Annotated in this window: 14 protein-coding genes, 1 tRNA gene and 2 pseudogenes; 7 read left to right on the top strand and 10 right to left on the bottom strand. The window is 67.1% G+C overall.

Translation table 11 applies throughout. The annotated features are described in order from the left end of the window. From QF050_RS11645 to argS, 9 genes and pseudogenes are all read right to left on the bottom strand, one after another. On the bottom strand, positions 1-753 hold the full coding sequence (locus QF050_RS11645) for an L-threonylcarbamoyladenylate synthase (RefSeq protein WP_308930569.1): 753 nt from the start codon (positions 751-753) through the stop codon (positions 1-3). Next, positions 750-1,649, bottom strand: coding sequence for a peptide chain release factor N(5)-glutamine methyltransferase (gene prmC, locus QF050_RS11640; protein WP_308930568.1), 900 nt, complete (start codon positions 1,647-1,649; stop codon positions 750-752). Before prmC ends, QF050_RS11645 begins: the two co-directional genes overlap by 4 nt. Before the next feature lie 16 nt (positions 1,650-1,665). After that, positions 1,666-2,739, bottom strand: a complete 1,074-nt coding sequence (gene prfA, locus QF050_RS11635; protein ID WP_308930567.1) for a peptide chain release factor 1 — start codon at positions 2,737-2,739, stop codon at positions 1,666-1,668. 231 nt (positions 2,740-2,970) lie between these two features. Then, the gene (gene rho / locus QF050_RS11630; RefSeq protein ID WP_308930566.1) at positions 2,971-5,130 is read right to left on the bottom strand and encodes a transcription termination factor Rho; all 2,160 of its coding nucleotides are present in this window, start codon (positions 5,128-5,130) and stop codon (positions 2,971-2,973) included. Positions 5,131-5,428: 298 nt separating this feature from the next. Further along, the gene (gene thrB / locus QF050_RS11625) at positions 5,429-6,403 is read right to left on the bottom strand and encodes a homoserine kinase (RefSeq protein WP_308930565.1); all 975 of its coding nucleotides are present in this window, start codon (positions 6,401-6,403) and stop codon (positions 5,429-5,431) included. 2 nt (positions 6,404-6,405) lie between these two features. Beyond that, positions 6,406-7,512 carry a threonine synthase gene (thrC, locus tag QF050_RS11620; protein ID WP_308930564.1) on the bottom strand — a complete coding sequence of 369 codons (1,107 nt, stop codon included), beginning with the start codon at positions 7,510-7,512 and terminating at the stop codon, positions 6,406-6,408. Further along, the gene (locus QF050_RS11615) at positions 7,513-8,829 is read right to left on the bottom strand and encodes a homoserine dehydrogenase (protein ID WP_308930563.1); all 1,317 of its coding nucleotides are present in this window, start codon (positions 8,827-8,829) and stop codon (positions 7,513-7,515) included. Next, positions 8,830-10,309, bottom strand: a pseudogene (gene lysA, locus QF050_RS11610) (diaminopimelate decarboxylase). Then, positions 10,306-11,970 carry an arginine--tRNA ligase gene (gene argS / locus QF050_RS11605; RefSeq protein WP_308930562.1) on the bottom strand — a complete coding sequence of 555 codons (1,665 nt, stop codon included), beginning with the start codon at positions 11,968-11,970 and terminating at the stop codon, positions 10,306-10,308. Before argS ends, lysA begins: the two are co-directional and overlap by 4 nt. Positions 11,971-12,108: 138 nt before the next feature. On the opposite strand from argS, the gene QF050_RS11600 reads away from it, so the two are divergent. The 4 genes and pseudogenes from QF050_RS11600 to QF050_RS11585 all read left to right on the top strand — a co-directional run bounded on the left by QF050_RS11600 (position 12,109) and on the right by QF050_RS11585 (position 15,257). Then, positions 12,109-12,627, top strand: coding sequence for a hypothetical protein (locus QF050_RS11600; protein ID WP_308930561.1), 519 nt, complete (start codon positions 12,109-12,111; stop codon positions 12,625-12,627). A 3-nt stretch (positions 12,628-12,630) separates the two neighbouring features. After that, entirely contained in the window at positions 12,631-13,503 is an 873-nt protein-coding gene (locus QF050_RS11595) for an FAD:protein FMN transferase (RefSeq protein WP_308930560.1), read from the top strand. Further along, positions 13,500-15,072 (top strand): annotated as a pseudogene (locus tag QF050_RS11590) (ferredoxin--NADP reductase). The gene QF050_RS11595 and the pseudogene QF050_RS11590 overlap by 4 nt, the downstream one beginning before the upstream one ends. 109 nt (positions 15,073-15,181) lie before the next feature. Further along, a tRNA-Arg gene (locus QF050_RS11585) sits at positions 15,182-15,257 on the top strand. 54 nt (positions 15,258-15,311) lie between these two features. Here QF050_RS11585 and QF050_RS11580 read toward each other — a convergent pair. Further along, positions 15,312-16,262: a cation transporter gene (locus tag QF050_RS11580; RefSeq protein ID WP_308930559.1), complete on the bottom strand. Its 951-nt coding sequence runs from the start codon at positions 16,260-16,262 to the stop codon at positions 15,312-15,314. 126 nt (positions 16,263-16,388) lie between these two features. Here QF050_RS11580 and QF050_RS11575 point away from each other — a divergent pair, with 126 nt between their 5' ends. The 3 genes from QF050_RS11575 to hrpA all read left to right on the top strand — a co-directional run bounded on the left by QF050_RS11575 (position 16,389) and on the right by hrpA (position 21,891). Next, positions 16,389-17,441 (top strand): M4 family metallopeptidase, encoded by a 1,053-nt coding sequence (locus tag QF050_RS11575; RefSeq protein WP_308930558.1) that lies wholly within the window; start codon positions 16,389-16,391, stop codon positions 17,439-17,441. Between the two features lie 61 nt (positions 17,442-17,502). Then, a complete protein-coding gene (locus QF050_RS11570) occupies positions 17,503-17,841 on the top strand; it encodes a protealysin inhibitor emfourin (protein WP_308930557.1) in 339 nt (112 codons plus the stop codon). A gap of 63 nt (positions 17,842-17,904) precedes the next feature. Next, positions 17,905-21,891, top strand: coding sequence for an ATP-dependent RNA helicase HrpA (gene hrpA / locus QF050_RS11565; protein WP_308930556.1), 3,987 nt, complete (start codon positions 17,905-17,907; stop codon positions 21,889-21,891). Positions 21,892-21,898: the final 7 nt, after the last annotated feature.

Below are 21,898 nucleotides of genomic sequence, written 5' to 3'. Positions count from 1 at the left end.
TCAGTTTTCCGGGGCGGTGTCGGGGTTGCCCGCAACGCCGGCGTCCGGTTCACTGGCGGTTTCGGTTTCCGGTTCTTCCGCTGCCATGGGGATTTCGCCGAGCCCCAGGACGCCGGGGACGTGCTCGCGCAGGCGGTCCAGGCTGACGGCCCCGTTACGGACTACCCGGAGGATGGGGCCGGTGGCGTCCACGATGGTTGACGGTACGCCGGCTTCACCGTCCAGTGGACGCGGCCCGCCTTCCAGGTACACCTCGACGGAGTCTGCCAACTGTTCGGCCGCCGCTGCGGCGGTCTGCGCCGGTGCCTGGCCGGTGCGGTTGGCAGAGGAGACGGCAAGCGGGCCGGTCAGGGTCAGCAGTTCCAGGGCCACCTCGTCGGCGGGCATCCGCAGCGCCACGGTGCCCTTGGTTTCGCCGAGGTCCCAGTCGAGCGAGGGCTGGGCGTGCAGGATCAGGGTCAGCCCGCCGGGCCAGAAAGCCTCGGCGAGTTTGCGCGCGTCAGCTGATACTTCGGTGGCCAGGCCGTCCAGTGCGTTGATGCGCGGAATCAGGACGGGAGGGGGCATGGTCCGGCTGCGGCCTTTTGACACCAGCAGCATGGTGACGGCCTGCGGCGAGAATGCGTCTGCGCCGATCCCGTACACCGTGTCCGTGGGGAGAACCACGCACTTCTTTTCGCTGATGGCACGCTGGGCGTGTTCCAGGCCCTGTGCCCGCTCGTCGTCGATGGTGCAGTTGTAGGTTGTGGTCACTGGCCCATTCTTTCATTCCGTGTGGTCTGGTCCGCGAGCACGGCGCTGGTGGCGCGCTCCTTGCCGTTGAGGTCCAGGTGCGTACTGATGCTTGTCCAGGCGCCGGTGCGGTCGAGCATGGCGGCAATCCAGGCGGCCTGGACTTCGGCGTGTTCCATGACGAAGTAGCCCCCGGGACGCAGGAGCCGGGCAGCCGAGGCCGCTGCCGCCGTCGGAAGTTCCATGCCGTCCGCGCCCCCGCCGTACAACGCCTCGGGCGGGTCATGCAGGGCGACTTCGGGTTCATTCGGGGTGGCGGCGGCCGGGATGTAGGGCGGGTTGGAGATGACGACGTCGACTGTTCCGTTGAGTTCCGGCAGCGCGTTGCGCAGGTCCCCCAGGACGAGGTTGACGCCGAGGGGCGCCAGGTTTTTCGCCGCCCAGGCGTGCGCGAACGGGCTGAACTCAACGGCGTGCACTTCGGCGGCGGGCACCTCGTGCGCGATGGAGCCGGCGATGGCGCCCGAGCCGGTGCCCAAGTCCACGATTCGGGGTGCGTACATGCCCTTGACGTGGTCAATGGCCAGCTGGACCACGGATTCGGTTTCCGGACGCGGGATGAACACGCCGGGACCGACCGCCAGTTCAAGGTAGCGGAAGTGCGCCACCCCGGTGATGTGCTGCAGCGGTGTGCGGCGGACGCGTTCGGCCACCAGCTCAGCATAGCCCGCGGGTGCGGGCGTGTCGCCGAGCATCAGGGCGCGGAGGCGTCCCAGCCCGACGTTGAGGAGGTGGTCCGCCAGCAGCTCGGCGTCGGCCCGCGGACTGGGGACACCGGCCTCGGCCAGGCGTTCGGCTGCCTCGCGGACCGCCGCGGCCAGGGACTGGGCGGGCACCGCCTGGGTGGGCTCAATCATGGGTTGGGGCTTCCGGTCAGTCGCCGATGGCGTCCAGCCGCGCCTGTTCGTCCATCTCGATGGCGGACTGGATGACGGGTTCGAGGTCGCCGTTCATCACCTGGTCCAGGTTGTACGCCTTGTAGCCGGTGCGGTGGTCCGCGATCCGGTTTTCCGGGTAGTTGTAGGTGCGGATGCGCTCGGAGCGGTCCATGGTGCGGATCTGCGACTTGCGCTGCGCCGAGTTCTCGGCGTCGATCTGCTCCTGCTGGTGCGCCAGGATGCGGGCGCGGAGCACGCGCATGCCGGCTTCGCGGTTCTGCAGCTGGGATTTCTCGTTCTGCATGGCCACCACGATGCCGGTGGGAAGGTGCGTGATGCGGACGGCCGAGTCCGTGGTGTTGACGGACTGGCCGCCGGGGCCGGAAGAACGGTAGACGTCTATTTTGAGGTCGTTCTGGTTGATTTCGAGTTCTTCTGGCTCATCAACCTCGGGCAGTACCAGCACGCCGGCAGCAGAGGTGTGGATCCGGCCCTGCGATTCGGTCACGGGCACGCGCTGCACGCGGTGCACACCGCCTTCAAACTTGAGCCGGGCGTAGACACCCTCTGCGGGGTCGTTGGAGTTGCCCTTGACGGCCACCTGGACGTCCTTGTAGCCGCCGAGGTCGGATTCGGTGGCGGAGATGATTTCGGTTTTCCAGCCGCGGGACTCCGCGTACCGGGTGTACATGCGCAGCAGGTCGCCGGCGAACAGGGCGGCTTCGTCGCCGCCTTCACCACCCTTGACTTCGAGTATCACGTTGCGGGCGTCGTCGGGATCGCGCGGAATGAGCAGGCGCCGCAGCTTGGCGGCAGCAGTTTCCAGCGAGGCTTCCAATTCAGGCACCTCGGCAGCGAACTCCGGATCTTCGGCAGCCATTTCCCTGGCAGCGGCAAGATCGTCCCGGATGCCTTCCCACCGGTGATAGGCCTCGACAATGCCATTAAGCTGAGCCGACCGCCGCCCGAGCTTCCGGGCAAGCCGCTGGTCAGCATAAACAGCAGGATCCCCCAGCTGCGCCTGGATAGCGTCATGCTCATCAAGCAGGCCCTGTACGGACTCAAACATTTTTCAAAACCTCTTTCGACTTGTACAAGTCTAGTAATGCCGCGCGTTAGGTGGGACGAACGCAGGTCGGGCGGTTTTTTTGCCGCCCCGGGAGTGGCATCGGGCCTGCCGGAGCGTGGTGGCCAAAGTCCGTCAGGACGTGGCCACCACGCGTAGGGGCGGGGGCGGCAAAAACCGAACGACAAAGGGGCGGGGCCGGCACAAAATGCGACGACCCCGCCCCTGATCCAGCTACTTGTCGTTATCCGACTTCGCACCAAGCGTCGTCTTCTGGACCTGCATGAGGAACTCGACGTTGCTCTGGGTTTCCCGGATCTTGTTGGTGAGCAGTTCAAGGCTCTGCTGGGTCTCGAGTCCGGACAGGACGCGGCGCAGCTTCCACATGATCTTGACTTCCTCAGGCGAGAGCAGGTTCTCCTCGCGCCGGGTGCCGGAGGCGTTGACGTCCACGGCGGGGAAGATGCGCTTGTCAGCCAGCTGGCGGGACAGTCGCAGTTCCATGTTGCCGGTGCCCTTGAACTCTTCGAAGATGACCTCGTCCATCTTGGAGCCGGTCTCGACGAGCGCGGTGGCCAGGATGGTGAGCGAGCCGCCGTTTTCGATGTTGCGGGCTGCACCGAAGAAGCGCTTGGGCGGGTAGAGCGCGGCGGAGTCGACACCACCGGACAGGATGCGGCCGGAGGCCGGTGCTGCCAGGTTGTAGGCGCGGCCCAGGCGGGTCATGGAGTCCAGGAGGACCACCACGTCCATGCCCATTTCCACGAGGCGCTTGGCGCGTTCGATGGAGAGTTCGGCCACGGTGGTGTGGTCGTCGGCGGGACGGTCGAAGGTGGAGGCGATGACCTCGCCCTTGACGGTGCGCTGCATGTCCGTCACTTCTTCAGGACGTTCGTCAACGAGCACCATCATGAGGTGGACCTCAGGGTTGTTGGTGGTGATGGCGTTGGCGATGGACTGCAGGATCAGCGTCTTGCCGGCCTTGGGCGGGGAGACGATCAGGCCGCGCTGGCCCTTGCCGATCGGGGCCACGAGGTCGATGACGCGGGGACCGATCTTCTTGGGGTCGGTCTCGAGGCGCAGGCGTTCGGACGGGTAGAGCGGCACGAGCTTGGCGAACTCGACGCGGTCCTTGAGTTCTTCGGCGGTCTTGCCGTTGACGGAGGTGACGCGGACCAGGGCGTTGAACTTCTGGCGGGTGGACTGCTGGCTGCGGTCTTCGCCGTCGCGCGGGGCGCGGATTGCGCCGACGACGGCGTCACCCTTGCGCAGGTTGTACTTCTTGACCTGGGCGAGCGAGACGTAGACGTCGTTGGGACCGGGCAGGTAGCCGGACGTGCGGATGAACGCGTAGTTCTCCAGGACATCCAGGATGCCGGCGACCGGGAGCAGGACGTCGTCTTCGGTGACCTCGACGTCGTCGACGTCCGGTCCCTGGTTGCGCCCGCGGCGGCGGTCGTTGCGGTCGCGGAATCGGTCGTTGCGGGAATTGTCGCGTTCCTGGCCGCCGGAGCGGTCGTTGCGGTCATTCCGGTCTCGGCGGTTCCGGCGGTTCCGGCGGCTGCCGCCGTCGGTGTCGTCGGTGTCGCGGTTGTCACGGCCGCCGTCGCGCTGGCCGTCACGCTGGCCGGCGTCGCGGCTGCCGGCGTTGTCCCGGCCGCCGTCGGAATCGCGCGCGGTGTTGTCACGGCCGCCGCGGGTGCGGCCGCCGTCACGGCGCTCGGTGCGCTGGCCGGCGTCGCCGGCTTCGGTTGCCGGAGCTTCGGTGCGCTGCTCGCCTGCACGCTGTTCCGTGGCCGGCTGCTCTGCCGGGGTTTCCACCGGGGCTTCCTGCACGGACGCCGCAGCGGCCTCGCTGCGGCGGCGGTTGCGGGTGCGCGGCTGGCGGCGCTCACCGGCGCCCTCCGCGGCTTCGGTGGTTTCGGCGGAAACGGCCGACGGCGCCTCAGCGGCTGCGGCGGCAGGCGCAGCAGCGGTTTCGGCAACGGGAGCCGCGGCTGCCGGGGCAACCACGCCGTCACTGACAGCGCGGCGGCTGCGGCCACGGCCACGGGCCCGGGTGCCTTCTGCGGCGGGGGCCTCTGCGGCGGGAGCTTCCGCAGCGGACGCCGGGGCAGCTGCGGTGGCCGGGGCCACGGTGCTCTCGGGTGCCTTTACGGCTGCCTTGGCCGGAGCCTTGGCGGTGAGGGTTCCGGCACGGTGGGCGGAAATGGCCGAGACCAGGTCCCCCTTCCGCATGCGGGAGCCGCCGGAGATACCGAGCTGGCTGGCGAGGGCCTGCAGCTGGGCGAGCTTCAGGCCGGCAAGGCCGCTGCTCTTGGCGGGTGCTGCCGATGATTCGGCAGCAGAAGTTGTGTGTTCCACAGCTGGTGACAGCTCAGTGGTTTCGGTCACGAAGGATCCTTCCCCCTCGACGGCGTCCAGACGAGGAGCTGGACGCGATGATTTGATCTGGGCTGCAGTTCAGATCTGCAGCCGGGATTTTTCGGCCTTGCCGGTTGGATTTCGGCCAGCAGGGCCGGATACTGATTCACCTTGCGCTGCGCTCTATGGAGCAACGCCGGGCTGACGGTTCAGGGGCAGTTGGATGCTGCAATTTCCTGCGACAGACCAAGCAGGCGGCACCGGAATACATTCACAGTCGGAAGATCAAAACAGCAACTGAATGCACGAGCAGATCAGATAGGCGGAATTACCGCCGGTGCAAGTCCACCTTAGCACCTTCAACGTCCACTGCGAGCTTCAGTACGCGCCAGCCAACATCCGGCGTGTTGTTTGCCGTGAAGGACTTGATGAAGGCAAGGGCATCGGCGGCCTGGGCTTCGCCGTTCGCCAGCACCAGGACGGTGGGGCCGGCACCGGAGACTACCGCGGCGTAGCCTGCTTTGCGCAGCGCGCCAATCAGCGCAGCACTGGGCCGCATGGCCTCTGCACGGTAGCTCTGGTGCAGGTAGTCCTCGGTTCCCGGCAACAGGAATTCAGGTTCTTGGGTGAGCGCATGGATCAGCAGCGCTGCCCGGCCGGAATTCATCGCGGCGGCGTGGTGTCCCACCGACGCCGGGAGCAGGGCCCGGGCCGCTTCCGTGGACAGTTCGAAGTCTGGAACCGCCACGATGGGAATAACATCGCCGGCCACGGTGGCACTGGTGCTGCTGTACTGCTCACTGTCCTGCCATGACAGCGCCAGTCCGCCGAATATGGCGGGTGCGACGTTGTCCGGGTGGCCTTCCAGTTCGCTGGTGAGCTGGAGGATCCAGTCCTTTCCGCGCCGGCTGCCGGCGGGCACCATGGCGTTGGCGGCAGAGACGGCGGCCACCACGGCAGACGCGGAGGAGCCGAGCCCCCGCCCGTGCGGGTTCACGTTCTCGGCAGTCACCTTCAGGCCGCCGTGGCGGTACCCCAGCCGCTCGAACGCTGCGTCCATGGCGCGGATGACCAGGTGGCTGGCATCGCGGGGCAGCGTTTCGGCACCCTCGCCGCGGAGCTCGAACAGGAGTTCGTCCGTGTCCAGGCTTTCCACGGTGAGGGTGTCGTGCAGGGCCAGCGCAAGCCCCAGGCTGTCGTAGCCGGGGCCAAGGTTGGCCGACGTCGCGGGGACGCGGACGGTGACGCGCTGGCCCGGCTCGATGAGGTGCAGCCCGACGGCGGCCTGCGAGGTGGTGTCCAAGGCTACTTTTCTTCCAGTCCCAGCTCAGCGGCTACGGTGACGACGTCGTTGGGTACCTTAACCGGCTGCACGTCGCTGCCGTCCTCGGTGCGCAGGGCCCACTGCGGGTCCTTGAGCCCGTGCCCGGTGACGGTGATGACGATGGTTTTTCCACTGGGGACTTCACCTGCGGCGTGCTTCTTGAGCAGGCCTGCCACGCCGGCTGCGGAGCCGGGCTCCACGAAGACGCCTTCCTTTGCCGACAGCCAGCGGTGCGCGTGCAGGATTTCCTCGTCCGTGACTGCGTCGATGAGGCCGCCTGACTCGTCGCGTGCACCGACAGCACCGTCCCAGGAGGCGGGGTTGCCGATCCGGATGGCGGTGGCGATCGTGTCAGGCTCCGTGATGGGGTGGCCGGCCACGAACGGGGCGGCACCGGCTGCCTGGAAACCCCACATGACGGGCGTCTTGGTGGAGACGGCGGGAAGGGTACCTGCAGTCTCGGACTCGAATGGAGCGGAGTACTCCTTGTAGCCCTTCCAGTAAGCCGTGATGTTGCCGGCGTTGCCCACCGGCAGCACGTGGATATCCGGGGCGTCGCCCAGGGCATCGACCACTTCGAACGCTCCGGTCTTCTGGCCCTGGATGCGGGCCGGGTTGACGGAGTTGACCAGGAAGACGGGGTAGGACTCCCCCAGCTTGCGGGCGATGTCCAGGCAGTTGTCGAAGTTGCCGTCTACCTGCAGCAAGGTGGCACCGTGCGCGATGGCCTGGCTGAGCTTGCCCATGGAAATCTTGCCTTCGGGCACCAGGACGGCGCACTTCAAGCCGGCGGCGGTGGCGTAGGCGGCAGCGGAGGCGGAGGTATTGCCGGTGGAGGCGCACACCACGGCCTTGGCGCCGGAGGCCACCGCCGCCGTCATGGCCATGGTCATGCCGCGGTCCTTGAAGGATCCGGTGGGGTTCATCCCCTCCACCTTCAGGTAGACCTGGGAACCGGTGAGTTCGGAGAGTTTCTGCGCGTGCACCAGCGGGGTGCCGCCCTCGCCCAGGGTGATGACCCTGGTGGACTCCGTCACGGGCAGACGGTCAGCGTATTCGCGGATGACGCCGCGCCATTGGTGAGCCACTTAGACTCCTTCTACCCGCAGAACGGATGTAACTGAATTGATGACGTCCAGGCCCTTCACGGCCTCGACGGTGGCTGCGAGGGCAGCCTCTGACGCACGGTGGGTGACAATCCGCAGCTCGGCCGACTCCACGTTGGATTCGGCATCGCGGTGGATGGTTTGCCGCATGATTTCGATGGACACGCCCTGCTCGGCAAAGAGCTGGGCGATCCGTGCCAGGACGCCAGGCTGGTCAGCGACGTCCAGGCCGATGTAGTAGCTGGTGGTTGCCGCTTCGATGGGCAGCGCCGGGACATGGCCGGTAGTGGTCTCGGTGCGCTGCGGTCCGCCCAGGACCAGGCGGCGTGCCGCGGAAACGAGGTCACCCATCACGGCGGACGCGGTGGGCGTGCCGCCGGCGCCCTGGCCGTAGAACATCAGCTCACCGGCGTTTTCGGCCTCGATGAAGACGGCGTTGAAAGCGCCGCGGACGGCGGCCAGCGGGTGTTCGCGCGGCAGGAGGGTGGGGTGGACGCGGACGGACACGCCTTCCTTGCCATCGGCATCGGTCAGTTTCTCCGCGATGGCCAGCAGCTTGATGACAAAGCCGGCGTCTTTGGCCGCGGCGATGTCCGAGGCGGTGACGGACGAAATGCCCTCGCAGTGTACGTTCTCCAGCGCGAACCGGGTGTGGAAAGACAGTGACGCCAGGATGGCGGCCTTCGCCGCGGCGTCGTGCCCTTCGACGTCGGCCGTGGGGTCCGCTTCGGCGTAGCCGAGTCGCTGGGCTTCGGCGAGGGCATCCGCGAACTGGGCGCCGGTGCTGTCCATCTGGTCAAGGATGAAGTTCGTGGTGCCGTTGACGATGCCCAGCACCCGGGTGATCCGGTCGCCCGAGAGGCTGTCGCGGATAGGGCGGAGGATCGGGATGGCTCCGGCGACGGCGGCCTCGTAGGAGAGCTGCACGCCGGCTTTGTCTGCCTCTTCGTAGAGGGTGGGGCCGTCCTGCGCCAGCAGTGCCTTGTTGCCGGTCACCACGCAGGCGCCGTTGCGCAACGCGGAGAGGATCAGCGTGCGCGCCGGTTCGATGCCGCCCATCAGTTCAATCACCAGATCCGCGTCCTTGACCAGGGTCTCGGCGTCGGTGGTGAAGAGTTCCTGGGGCAGTTCAACGTCACGGTGGGCATTGACGTTGCGCACGGCGATGCCGCTGAGCTGAAGTCGTGCCCCGGCACGGGCGGCAAGGGCATCGGCGTCCTCAAGCAGGATCCGCGCAACCTGGGCCCCTACGTTGCCACAACCCAGCAGGGCCACTTTCAGGGTTCGCATTTCCGTCATTCAGGCTCCCATGTCGCGGTTCAAAAGATCTTCTTCGGTTTCCCCGCGGACAATCAGCCGGGCAGATCCGTCGCGCACCGCGACAACGCCCGGCCGGGCCAGATAGTTGTAGTTGCTCGAGAGGGCCCAGCAATAGGCGCCGGTCCCCGGTACGGCAAGCAGATCACCGGCTGCCACGTCCCCGGGCAGATATACATCTCTAACAACTATGTCGCCGCTCTCGCAATGTTTGCCCACCACGCGGGACAGCTGCGGGGCCGCGCCGGAGGTGCGGGAGGCCAGGACAGCCGAATAATCCGCGTCGTACAGCACCGGCCGGGCGTTATCGCTCATGCCGCCATCCACCGAAACATACCGGCGCGGATACGTAACGTTGTTGCCGGTGTCACCGCCGGACCCGGCCGGAGCGTCCACGCGAACGGTCTTGAGCGTACCCACCTCGTAAAGGGTGAAGGTGGTGCTGCCCACAATGGCGCGGCCGGGTTCGATCGAGATGCGCGGCGCGCCGATGCCCAGCTCGGCGCAGGTGGAACGCACGACGGCGGCCATCGCCGTCGCGATCTCCGCTGCGGGGCGGGGGGTGTCCACCGGCGTGTAGGCGATCCCGTAGCCGCCGCCGAGGTCAAGTTCCGGCATGGTGATGGAGTATTTTTCCTGCATGGCTGCCAGGAAGCGCAGCAGTTTCTCGGCGGCCAGCGCGAAGCCGTCGGGCTCGAAGATCTGCGACCCGATGTGGCAGTGCAGGCCCAGCAACTCGATGCCGGGGTGGGCTGCCGCCGCGGCCACTGCTTCTTCGGCTGCGGAGACGCCTGCTTCCGCAGTGGTGTCCGCAGCCATGGAGAGGCCGAATTTCTGGTCCTCGTGCGCGGTGGCGATGAACTCGTGCGTGTGGGCGTGCACGCCGGGGGTTAGCCGGAGCATGACCTTGGCCTGTTCACCGCGGGCTTGCGCGAGGGGCCCCGACGCGGACCAGCTCATCCAGGCTGTCCACTACGATGCGGCCGAGGCCCATGTCCAGCGCCCGGTTGATCTCGGCGTCGGATTTGTTGTTGCCGTGCAGCGCCACCCGTTCGCCGGGAATTCCGGCGCGTGCTGCCACCGCCAGTTCACCGCCCGATGCCGTATCGAGGCGAAGCCCTTCCTCCTCCACCCATTTCACCACTGCGGTGCACAGGAAGGACTTCCCGGCGTAGTAGACGTCCACGCCGCCGCAGATATCGGCAAAGGCGGCGTCGAAGGAATCCTTGAAGGCCCGGGCGCGGGAGCGGAAGTCGGCCTCGTCCATGACGAACAGCGGCGTCCCGAACTGTTCCTTCAGGGCGTGGACGTCCACTCCCCCGACAGTGAGGGCGCCGGCGCCGTTCCGGACCACGCTGCCGGCCCACATGGGCTGGTGGAGCGCGTTCAGGTCGGCCGGGACCTGCAGCCATTCAGGGGCCAGCGGGGATGCGGTGATTGAGGATATTGACACGGTGCTCACATCCGTTCCGGCGCCGAAACGCCCAGCAGGTCAAGGCCGTTGGCGAGCACCTGGCTGGTGGCGTCGTTGAGCCACAGCCGGGTGCGGTTGAGGTCGGTCACCGGTTCCTCACCCATGGGCGCAATCCGGCACGCGTCATACCAGCGGTGGTAGGCCCCTGCGATGGCTTCGAGGTGCCGTGCCACGCGGTGCGGTTCACGCAGTTCCGCCGCCTTGGCCACGATGGAGGGGTAGCTGCCCAGGTAGGAGAGCAGTTCATTCTCCGTGGCGTGGTCCAGCAGCGAGGCCTCGAAGCTGTCCCGGCCGTCCACCTGGCGTTCGACGCCGGCGGCCACGGCGTTGCGCGCGGCACCACGGGAACGGGCGTGGGCGTACTGGACGTAGAACACCGGGTTCTCGTTGCTGTGCTTCTTCAACAGCTCCGGGTCCAGGGTCAGCGGTGAATCGGCCGGGAACCGGGCCAGCGAGTAGCGGACCGCGTCCTTGCCCAGCCATTCGATCAGGTCCTTGAGCTCGATGATGTTGCCCGCGCGCTTGGACAGCTTGGCTCCATTGACGGAGACCAGCTGGCCGATCAGGACCTCGATGTTCACCTCGGGATCGTCGCCGGCGGCCGCGGCGATCGCCTTGAGCCGGTTGATGTAGCCGTGGTGGTCGGCACCGAGCAGGTAGATCTTCTCGGTGAAGCCGCGGTCCTTCTTGGACAGGTAGTAGGCGGCGTCGGCGGCGAAGTAGGTGGGCTCGCCGTTGGCGCGGACCATGACCCGGTCCTTGTCATCGCCAAAGTCCGTGGTACGCAGCCAGACCGCACCGCCGTCGTCGAACACGTGGCCTTGTTCGCGCAGGCGCGCCACGGCACTCTCGATCGCGCCGGCGTCGTGCAGCTCCTGCTCGGAGAAGAAGACGTCGAACTCGACGCCGAAGTCCGCCAGCGTGGCCTGGATGTCCTTCATCTGGGCTTCATAGGCGGCCGCGCGGATGACCGGCAGCGCAGCAACTTCGGTGAGCTCGCGGATATCCGGGTGTGCGGTCAGCACCTCGTGGCCAAGGTCGGCGATGTACTGTCCGGGGTAACCGCCGTCGGGCACGGGCAGGCCGTGCAGGCGGGAGTACACCGAGGTGGCAAAGGTGTTCATCTGGGAACCGGCGTCGTTGATGTAGTACTCGGCCGTGACATCGGCGCCGGAAGCCCGGAGCACGCGTGCAATGGCATCCCCCAGCGCTGCCCAGCGGGTGTGGCCGATGTGCAGCGGCCCGGTGGGGTTGGCGGACACGAACTCCATGTTGACGGTGTGACCGGCGAGCGCCGTGTTGGTGCCATAGCTCCTGCCGGCCTCAACGATGGCCTTGGCCAGGGCCCCGGCGGCCGCGGCGTCGACGGTGATGTTCAGGAAGCCCGGGCCCGCGATGTCCACCGCGGAAACACCGTTGATGGACTTCAGCCGGGTGCTGAGGATGGCGGCGAATTCGCGCGGATTGGTCCCGGCCTGCTTGGCGAGCTGGAGGGCGATGTTGGTGGCCCAGTCGCCGTGGTCCCGGTTCTTGGGTCGCTCCACGCGCACCTCAGCAGGAATTGCTGATTCCGCAAGGGCGATTTCGCCGGCGGCGACGGCGTCCTTGAGGCAGGCGGATATGGCGAGGGAAAGTTCTTCGGGAGTCACCCCTCTAGCCTACCGGGGGCCAGTGACAGCAAAGAATTTGACGCCGCCCTGGCACCGGGTGAACCTTTCGGGCTGATCCGGCGTTGTCCAGAGCGTAGCCACTGCCCGCACGGCATGACCCGAGAGATGAGAGCCTTCATGAGACCCTCCCCCCGCCAAAGCCCGTCCGTACCCGCAGGCCCATCGGCACGCAGCGGAGCCGTCCGCCGGACCCTCTATGCCGGAATTGCCGGTTTGTCACTGGCCGGGACCGTCGCCGGCTGCGCACCATCGGCGGCCGAAGCCCCGCCGGCCAACACCGGCGCAGCCGGCAGCACGGCCGCCGCGCCCTCGGGCGGCTCCACCGCCCTGGCCGGCAGCGGCGGCTACAAGGACGGCACGTACAGTGCGGATGGAAACTATGTCTCGCCCAACGGCACCGAGACCGTCGGCGTGCAACTGACGGTGGCGGCGGGAAAAGTCACCGATGTGAAGATCACCCAACACCCTTCCAATCCGAATACCCGCAAGTTCCAGGGCGAGTTCGCCGGCGGCATCGCAGCGCAGGTGGTGGGCAGGAACCTCGACGAACTCAACGTTTCCAAGGTTGCCGGCTCATCACTGACCAGCGGAGGTTTCAACCAGGCCGTGGGGAAGATCAAGTCGGAGGCGCAGTAGGCGGTGCCCGTCACGGATTGGGAGGGCTTTCCGTTCCAGGGGATCGGCACCGAGTGGGAGATTTCCACTCCCCTGCCCTTGACGGCGCCGCTGCGGGCGCGCCTCCTGGACCGCGTTGAAAGGTTCGACGCCGCGTGGTCCCGATTCAGGGCCGACTCCCTGGTCGCAGAGATGGCACGCAAGCCGGGGCATTACCGGTTTCCCGACGAAGCCGCAGCGCTCGGCCGGCTGTATTCCACACTGTATGGATTGACCGGTGGTGCCATGACGCCGCTGATCGGCGCCAGCCTGGAGCGCCTGGGCTACGATCCTGCCTACTCGCTAGCGCCCGCAGGTCCGCCACTCCCGGCGCCGGCCTGGGAGTCGGTCCTCAGCTGGTCAGGGGCGGACGTGGCTGCCAGCGCGCCGGTGGTGCTGGACATCGGCGCCGCAGGCAAGGGTTTGCTGGTGGACCTGCTGGCTGCCGAACTGGAGGCCGCCGGGGCCGGCTCCTTCATTATCGATGCCAGCGGCGATCTCCTGGTCCGCGGCCCGGACCCCATCAGCGTGGCGCTCGAACACCCCTACAACCGGGCCCAGGCTATCGGCGTCGTGGAGCTGGCCGGGCGCGCCCTCTGTGCCTCCGCGGCCAACCGGCGCGCCTGGGGCGACGGACTGCACCACGTTCTCGACGGAACAACCGGGCAGCCGGTGCGGACCGCCGTCGCCACCTGGGCACTGGCGGACACCGCGATGCTGGCCGACGCCCTGGCGACGGCGCTTTTCTTCGTTCCCGGCGGCACGCTCCAGGAGGAGTTCGAGTTTTCATGGCTGACCGTCTTTTCCGACGGCAGCGCAGCCTATTCAGCCGCTTTCGAAGGGACACTGTTCTCATGAACCCCGTGGAAACGCCGCAAGCAGGTCCGCTTCCCTCGCTGGCCGGCCGGGTGGGCACAGCCGTGGGCAAACTCACCATGTACCGGCTGATCCTGCTGGTCCTGGCCGTCCTTGCCGCCTACAGCCTGCTCCTTGACGTGCTGGGCTGGCTGACGTTCGGCATTCCGGACATGCTGGCGCACCTGGCACTGTGCCTGGCGCTGACCTATGCCACCAACCGCGGGCTGGCCGCGGTATTCCGGGTGAATCCCCATTCGGAGTCGTCGCTGATCACGGGGCTCCTGCTGTACTTCCTGTTCTGGCCGTCACTGCAACTGATGGATCTGGCGGGGGTGGCGCTGGCGTGCATCCTGGCCTCGGCGTCGAAATATGCCTTGGCATGGCGGGGGCGGCACATCTTCAATCCGGCCGCGGCGGGGGCTTTCGTCACCGGACTCACCGGACTGAACATCGCCACCTGGTGGGCCGCCACTCCTGCCATGCTGTGGCTGGTGGTTCCGGGCGTGGTGTTGGTCCTGTACCGGACCCGCAAGATCCTGATGGCGTCTGTATTCACCGTGGTGGCCACGGCCATCATCACCGTTGAACTGCTCCGTGCGGGCATGACAGCCGGCATGGGCGTCTACCAGGCCCTGGCCCAGCGGCCGGTGCTGTTCTTCGTGGGATTCATGCTCACCGAACCCCTGACCCTGCCTCCGCGCCGTTGGCAGCAACTTGCCCTGGCCGCCGTGGTGGGGATTCTGTTTGCCGTCCCCTACAACCTGGGGATCTTTGCCAATTCGCCGGAAGCGGCCCTGTTGGCCGGCAACCTCCTTGCCTTCATGGCCGGCCAGCGCGGCGCGGTGAAGCTTCGGCTGGTTGGCACCCGGCCGTTGACGCCCAGCACCACCGAATTCTCGTTCGAACCGTCCCGGCTGGTCCGGTTCGTGCCCGGGCAGTACATGGAACTGGATCTTCCGCACGGGAAGCGTGACGGCAAAGGGCGGCGCCGGGTGTTCAGCCTGACGGGCTCCCCGCGCGACCGGCTCCTCCGGTTCGGGGTGCAGACGGCCGGGCCGCTCTCCGGTGCCAAGAAGGCGTTGCTGGACCTGCGCCCGGGCGATGAAGTCACGGCCACATCCGTGGGCGGCGACTTCGTCCTTCCCCGCGATCCCCGCCGGCCCGTGCTGCTGATCGCGGCGGGCATCGGCATCACGCCCTTCGTTTCGCACCTGTCCTCCGGCGGCCTGCGGGACCGGGACGCCGTGCTCCTGCTGCTGGCCCGGAGCGCCGGCGAGGTGGCGGTACGCGGACGAACTCCGGAGTTCAGGCATCCGGGTGCTGGTGCGGGTCGCGGACGGTTCCGGGCCGCCGCCGGGACTGGCTCCCGCTTCCTCCCGTCCCGAAGGTGCCGGCATCGACAACCCGGGTCAACGGCTGGATGGAGACCTGCTCACCACCCTTGTTCCGGATATCGCCGGCCGGGAAGTCTACGTGTCCGGTTCCCCGGCCAGCGTGGCGGAACTGCGCCGCGCTGCCCGAAGGGCCGGTGCGCGCCGCGTCCACACCGACTCCTTTTCCGGCTACTGAGCGGCCCACCGCGTGCCGACGGCATGCTGCCGACGACGGTTTTCCCTTGCGGGCCACCTTCCTGCTAAGCTCTAGGACGTCCCGCCGGGAACGGCAGGAAATCCGAATTGCCCTCGTAGCTCAGGGGATAGAGCGTCTGCCTCCGGAGCAGAAGGTCGTAGGTTCGAATCCTATCGAGGGCACCACAGGAAACCCCCGCCGCTTCACTGAAGCGGCGGGGGTTTTTCGGTTTTGGTCGCCTAAAAACGCAGGGCGGCCTCGTCCGGGGTCGCCAGGGTCAGCACGGCTTCCTCCACCGTCTCGTGGTCCTCGAGCTCGCGCTCGATCCGGCGCAGGGCCACCGCCACCTCGTGCTCAGGGTGGTCGCCCTCCAGGTCCACGGCCGCAACGAGGTACAGCTTCCGGGGCCCGACAAATTCAAGGTGCAGATACGTGAGCCTGGCGATGTCCTGGTGCTCCAGCATCCGCCGGGCCATGGACCGTTCGATGTCCGGGGTGACGCCCTGGCCCACGAGGAAGCGCCTGTTGCGGTCGATCAGGAGGACGGCGACGACGGCGAGCAGCACCCCCACGACGATCGAACCGATGGCATCGGGCAACGGCGACCCGGTGACTTGGTGCAGGAACACCCCAACAAACGCCACGACGAGGCCGATCAGCGCAGCCGCATCCTCCGCGAAGACGGCCCGCAGGGTGGGGTCGGAGCTGATGAGGACCTGCTCCAGCGTGTGCCGTTCCAACTCATGGGCCGCCTTCCGGGTTTCGCGGAAGGCCTGGATGAAGGAAATCCCTTCAAAAACGAATGCGACGGCCAGGACCACGTAGGCCACCATGAAGTCGGCCGCGGGCTCGGGCTGAATGATCTCCTGGACGCCGCGCATGATGGAAACCACCGCGCCGGCGGTGAAAAGCCCAAAAGCCGCGAACATCGACCATACGTAGGCTTCCCGCCCGTAGCCCATGGGGTGGCCCTTGTCGCGGGGCCGGGCGGACCGCCGCTCCGCGAAGAACAGGAACACCTGGTTTCCGGTATCCGCCCAGGAATGCGCTGCCTCCGCGGCCATCGAGGCCGACCCGGACAGCACGGCCGCCACCGATTTCGCCGCCGCCACAACGATATTGGCCGCGAACGCGATCATGACCGTCAGCAGCGTGGAACCGGGCTTGGATCGCTTTTCGGTTTGCGCCATGCGCCTACCGTACCCAACCGGCCCGCTCCTGGCCGCCGGCACGGCCGAACAACTCCGGGTGCAGTGCTGCCGCCGATTGTCAGTGCCCGCTCGTAGGCTGAAAAGACCTAACTGAGGGGGTACGCCATGCATGTTCCGTTCTGTTCCATCGTTCCGCCATACCTGTTGCGGCGGCTGGCCCGGCAGGCTGCACCGGAATATTCTTCCGCGGCGAGCGCCGCCAGGAAAGCCCTGGGACATGTCGAATCGTTCCAGGCTGCACGTGCACAGGGCGTGCCCGCCGTCCCGGAGGGCTTGCGCCAGGCAACGCCGGAACCGGTGAACCGCACCATTTACGACGCCGGAGGCGCCGAAACGCTCCCAGGCACCCTGGTCCGCACGGAAGGTGCAGCACCCACCGGCGACCCCGCCACCGATGAGGCCTATGACGGGCTGGGGCATACGCACCGGCTGTATGCCGAAGCATTCGGGCGGGACTCAGTGGACGGACGCGGCATGAAGCTTGATGCCACGGTGCACTTCGGCAAGCTGTACGACAATGCCTTTTGGAACGGCAGCCAGATGGTGTTCGGTGATGGCGACGGAAAGGTCTTCGAACGCTTCACCAAGTCCGTCAGTGTCATCGGGCATGAGCTTGCCCACGGCGTGACCCAATACTCTGCCGGGCTCGCTTACCGGAACCAGGCCGGTGCCCTGAACGAATCGATGTCCGACGTCTTCGGCGCGCTCGTTGAACAGTTCATCAGGAAACAGTCCGCCGCCCAGGCAAGCTGGTTGATCGGTGAAGGCCTCTTTACGCCCCAGGTGCAAGGAGCGGCCCTCCGCTCCATGAAGGCGCCCGGAACAGCGTACGACGACGACGTGCTCGGCAAGGACCCGCAACCGGACTCGATGGACTCCTACGTCCGGACCAGCGCGGACAACGGTGGCGTCCACATCAACTCCGGCATCCCCAACCGCGCCTTCTACCTGGTGGCCAGCGCACTCGGCGGTAATGCCTGGGACGCGCCCGGCCGGATCTGGTACGAGGCACTGACCAACGGGTCGTTGCCGGCCACAGCCACGTTCACCGTCTTTGCCCGTGCCACGGTGCGCGCTGCTGCGGACCTGTCCGGTTCCGGAACCAAGGAGCATGACGCCGTACGCGGTGCGTGGGAAACTGTGGGGGTCAAGGTTTAACCACTGTTCCGGCGTGCCGGCCTCCGGCCGCCGAAATGTCCGAAAAGCCCAGGGGCCTGCAATGAAGATCAAGGTGGAGCGCACCGGCGGGATCGCGGCCATCACCAGGGTGTGGACCGTTGACGCCCGGACGGACAGCGACCTCAGCCAGTGGCAGCCCATCCTCGAGGCCTGCCCGTGGGATGCGGTTCCCAGCACGAAGCGGGCAGCGGCCGCCGCCTTCGAGGCACCGCAGCCCGACCGCTTCATCTACTCCATCACCGCCGGCCAGCGCAGGGCGGCACTTCCGGAACAGGCCCTCACCGGTCCATGGCGGATACTGGTGGACACTGCGCGGGCCGCCGCGGAGAAATCCACTGGTGGTGCAGGTGCCGCAGAGGGGCCGGAAGGTCCGGCCTGACGGCAGGCCTCGGGCCGGCCCCTGCCGGGAGCTCCGCCGGGCCGCAGTAGACTGTCTGCAGCCATGACTTTTCATATTTCCTATCCCGCCGAGCTCCCGGTTTCCGAGCGCCGCGAGGACCTGATGGCCGCGATCGCCGCCAACCAGGTGACTATCATCGCCGGCGAGACCGGCTCCGGCAAGACCACCCAGATCCCCAAGATGTGCTTGGAACTGGGCTTGGGCGAGAAGGGCCTGATCGGGCACACCCAGCCCCGCCGGCTGGCCGCCCGCACCGTGGCCGAGCGCATCGCGGAAGAAGTGGGCGTGGAGATAGGCCAGGAGATCGGCTTCCAGGTCAGGTTCACCGGCGAGGTCAGCAAGGAAACCAAGGTCAAACTGATGACCGACGGCATCCTGCTTGCCGAGATCCAGCGCGACAAGCTGCTGCGCAAATACAGCACCATCATCATCGATGAGGCCCACGAACGAAGCCTGAACATCGACTTCATCCTGGGCTACCTCAAGCGGATCCTCCCCCAGCGGCCGGACCTGAAGGTCATCATCACCTCGGCCACCATTGACCCCGAACGGTTCGCCAACCACTTCGGCAGTTCGGACAAACCGGCTCCCATCATTGAGGTTTCGGGCCGCACGTACCCCGTCGAAGTGCGGTACCGGCCGCTGTCACAGCCGAAATCGGATGAGGACGACGTCTCGGACGACGAACTCGAGGAAGACCGCGATCCCCTGGACGCCGTGTGCGACGCCGTCGACGAACTGGCGGCGGAGGCCCCCGGCGACATCCTGGTGTTCTTTTCCGGCGAGCGCGAAATCCGTGACGCGGCCGAGGCGCTGCAGCCACGCCTCCAGGCCAACCGCAGGCTGGCCAACGCCGAGATCCTCCCCCTGTTCGCCCGCCTCAGCCTGCAGGAGCAGCACAAAGTGTTCCACCCGGGCAGCAAGCGCCGGATCATCCTGGCCACCAATGTGGCCGAAACATCGCTGACGGTTCCGGGCATCAAATATGTCGTGGATACGGGCACTGCACGTATTTCCCGGTATTCGCACCGCACCAAGGTCCAGCGCCTTCCCATCGAGCGGGTCTCGCAAGCGTCAGCCAACCAGCGCTCCGGCCGGTGTGGACGCGTGTCCGACGGCATCGCCATCCGCCTCTACTCCGAGGAAGACTTCGAGTCCCGGCCAAAGTTCACGGATCCGGAAATCCTGCGGACCAACCTTGCCGCCGTCATCCTGCAAATGACCGCCATGGGCGTGGCCAAGAGCCCCAAGGATGTCGAGGACTTCCCCTTCGTCGAACCCCCGGAAACGCGGGCCATCAACGACGGCGTCACCCTGCTCCGCGAACTGGGCGCCCTGGCCCCGCCCCGGCCCCAGCACGCAGCCGGCAGCCCGGAGGCCGGCGCCACGGGCGGGACGAGGGGCAGCGGCCTGACCGCCGTCGGGCAAAAACTCGCCCAGCTGCCGGTGGACCCCCGGCTGGGCCGGATGATCGTGGAAGCAGGGAAACGCGGCTGTGTCCGGGAAGTCATGGTCCTGGCCGCCGCCCTCACCATCCAGGATCCGCGGGAGCGGCCCACGGACAAGCAGCAGCTGGCTGCGGAAAAGCACAACCGTTTCCGCGACGAAAACTCCGATTTCACCGGCTTCCTGAACCTCTGGAATTACCTGCAGGAGAAGCAGCAGGAACTGTCGTCGTCGGCGTTCCGCCGCCTTTGCCGTGCCGAGTTCATCAACTACCTTCGGGTCAGGGAGTGGCAGGATCTCTTCGCCCAGCTTCGCCAGCTGGCCAGGCCGCTGGGCATCAGCCTGGACAACAAGCGCCTCACGGATCCGGTGGGCAACCACGATGGAATCCACATCAGCCTGCTCTCCGGGCTCCTGAGCCACATCGGAATCCTGGACGAACGCAAGCGGGAATACGCCGGTGCCCGCGGCAGCCGGTTCGCCATCTTCCCCGGCTCTGCACTGTTCAAGAAGTCCCCCACGTTCGTGATGGCGGCAGAGCTGGTGGAGACCAGCAGGCTGTGGGCACGGGTGGCCGCCAAATTCGATCCGGTATGGGCCGAACAGGTGGCGCCGGACCTGGTGAAGCGCAGCTACAGCGAACCGCACTGGTCCACCAAGCAGGGCGCCGTCATGGCCTATGAAAAGGTCACCCTCTACGGTGTGCCCATCATCGCCCAGCGCCGGATCAACTACGGCCGCGTGGACCCGGTGGTGGCAAGGGAACTGTTCATCCGGCATGCGCTGGTTGAAGGCGACTGGCGCACCCACCACAAGTTCTTCCACCGGAACCGGGCGTTGCTGCACGAGGTCGAGGAACTCGAAGCGCGCATGCGGCGCCGGGACCTGATGGTGGACGATGAGACGCTGTTCGATTTCTACGACGTCAGGATTGGCCCCGACGTGGTGTCCGAGCGGCACTTCGACAAATGGTGGAAGGACGCGCGGCGGGAGAACCCGGACCTCCTGGACTACGACAAGTCGCTGCTGCTCAGTGATGACGCCGAGGACCTGGACGAATCCGCCTATCCGAAGACCTGGCTGCACAAGGGCTTCGACCTCCCCCTGACCTACGAGTTCCATCCCGTGGCTCCCGGCGCGTCGCCCGACCCATCCGACGGCGTCACCGCCGAGGTGCCCGTCCTGTTCCTGAACCAGCTCGACGACGCCCCGTTCCGCTGGCTGATCCCGGGCCAGCGGGTGGAGCTGGTGACTGCCCTGATCAAGTCGCTGCCCAAGCAGGTCCGGAAGAATTTCGTCCCCGCCCCGGACGTTGCCCGGCAGGCGGTGGCCCTGCTCGAGTCGGACTTCGACCCCGCAACGGATGAGCTGGAGCCGTCGCTGGAGCTGGCACTGCGGCGCCTCCGCGGCGCGATCATCCCGCCCGGCTCCTGGAACTGGGATGCCGTGCCCGCGCACTTGCGCGTCAGTTTCAAGGTGGTGGACAGCACGGGGAAGCTCCTGGGCGAGGGCAAGGACCTTGCCGGCTTGCAGGAGGAACTCGCCCCCGCAACGCGGCGCGCCATCGCCGAATCCCTCGGCGCCACCCCTGCGTCCACCGTGCCCGGTGCCAGGAGCCAGGCGCATCGCCGCGGCAGTAAAGCGTCCGACGACGGCTCCGCGGCACCGCAGCAGGCCTCCGGAGTGGCGGGACAGCGGGCCACGGCAGGGTTCGTGGAGCAGGACGGCCTGACGGAGTGGAGCTTCGGCACCATCGAGCGCCAAGTCAGCAGCATGGTCAAAGGACACACCGTCACCGGGTACCCGGCGCTGGTGGACCAGGGAAAGTCCGTGTCACTGCGGGTCTTCCAAACCCCGGAGGAACAGCTCGAGGCGATGCGCGGCGGCGTCATCAGGTTGCTGGCCCTGCGTGTCCCCGCCCCGGACCGCTATGTCCTGGAGCACCTGAGCAACACGGAGAAGCTGACCTTCAGCCAGAACCCGCACGGTTCGGTCTCCGCCCTGATCGCTGACTGTGCGCTGGCGGCAATCGACAAGCTCACGCCCGTGGACCTGCCCTGGGACCGCACGGCCTTCGACGCCCTCTATGAAGTGGTGCGCGCCGAACTGATCGACACCGTGTTCACCGTCACCGCAGTCGTCGAACGCATCCTGGCCAGCACCCGAAGGATTGAAAAGCAGCTCAAGGGCACCACCAGCCTGGCCCTGATCAGCGCGTTGAACGATATTAAAAGCCAGCTGGAACAACTGGTGTACCCGGGGTTTGTAGCACGCACGGGCTACGCACAGCTCAGCCAGCTGCCGCGGTACCTGGCCGCCATCGAAAAGCGGCTGGAACGGCTGCCCGGGAACGTCCAGCGCGATGCCGTCCACATGGCCGTGGTCCAGCGACTGGAAGACGACTACGACGACGCCGTCTCAGCGCTGCTGCCCGGCCGCCGCGCCGGCCGGGAGTTAACCCAGGTGCGCTGGATGCTCGAGGAGCTCCGGGTGAGCCTGTTCGCCGTCGAGCTCGGCACCGCATACTCGGTGTCCGAGAAACGCATTCGCGCCGTGCTCAACAAGGCCCTGGCACCGGCCTAGCGGCGCC

The sequence above is a fragment of the Arthrobacter sp. SLBN-112 genome (genome assembly GCF_030944625.1).
Classification (GTDB): domain Bacteria; phylum Actinomycetota; class Actinomycetes; order Actinomycetales; family Micrococcaceae; genus Arthrobacter.
Note: the sequence above shows the minus strand (reverse complement) of the source record. Positions and strands in the feature narration are given on the sequence as shown.